The organism is Pseudoalteromonas sp. S3431 (assembly GCF_000690035.1).
Classification (GTDB): Bacteria; Pseudomonadota; Gammaproteobacteria; order Enterobacterales; family Alteromonadaceae; genus Pseudoalteromonas; species Pseudoalteromonas fuliginea.
Genome location: NZ_JJNY01000148.1, coordinates 1 through 1,105 on the forward strand (window position 1 = coordinate 1; position 1,105 = coordinate 1,105).

Here is a 1,105-nt window from a genome sequence, read left to right on the forward strand (position 1 = left end):
CCCGAATTCAGGTTCCAAGTGCACCAAACCTTAAATCACTAATTAATAAAGACTTCTTCAGCTGTCTGATAATTTAGTATTTTCCTTGGGCGAGTATTAATTTTCATTACAACCTCTTGGAGTTGTTCATTAGTTATAGTTGAAAAATCAGTTTTCTTTGGGAAATAACGCCTGATCAGACCGTTTGTATGTTCATTTGTTCCTCGTTGCCACGAACAATAAGGATCAGCAAAGTAAATAATAAAATCTAGTTCTTCTTCCAAAGCTTTAAATTTCGAAAATTCTTTTCCATTATCCAAGGTCAGAGTTAACTGTTTATGCTCTGGAATCTCTTTAAACATCTCTACTGTAGCCGTATTGAATGACTCAGCTTGCTTAGTCTCTATTTTTTGCGCAATTAAATATCGAGAGCTACGGTCAACATGGGTTACAAAAAAACCAGAGCCCTTTTTGCCTTCAATTAAATCACCTTCCCAGTCACCTATTCGGCTTCTGTCTTCGACTATTTTTGGTCGTTCGCTAATACTTACTCTATTCTTAATTTGCCCACGTAAATCGCCATATTTACGTTGTTTACGTCTTTTTTTATGCCTCTTAGCTAAGTCTTTGTATAGCTCTCCACCTGCTTTAAAATCCTTAATCACCCATTGATAGATTGTTTCATGACTGACATGCATTAATTCATCTGACGGGTTATCCTTCTTAAGCCGACCTGCTATAGCATCTGGAGACCATCCCATTGCTATCTTACTCAGCACAAGCTCGTACAGTGCCTTATTGTTTCTTTTTCTTGCATGCCTAGAGACCTTCCTTCTTGCCATCGCTTTTTCGTGCGCTGCCTCATCGAAATAATCATAGTAGGGTGGCTTATTTCGCTTAACTTCACGCATGATAGTTGTATGGTGTCGATTTAATAGTTTACCAATGGATCGGCAGCTTTCGCCACTGTTGAATCGATAGTAGATAGCTTTTCGTTCGAAACTGTTAAGATGTTCATAAGACATTCTGAATTCCCTCGATAATGAGTTTGGTCGCACTTACTACATTAGCAAATACTTCAGAATGTCATATTTATTGGTGGGTTATGGTCAGTGGTGCACTTGCA

Annotated in this window: 1 protein-coding gene; it reads right to left on the reverse strand. The window is 38.2% G+C overall.

Translation table 11 applies throughout. The annotated features are described in order from the left end of the window. Nucleotides 1-38 precede the first annotated feature (38 nt). A complete protein-coding gene (locus tag DO88_RS00055; RefSeq protein WP_007379122.1) occupies nucleotides 39-1,004 on the reverse strand; it encodes an IS30 family transposase in 966 nt (321 codons plus the stop codon). Nucleotides 1,005-1,105: the final 101 nt, after the last annotated feature.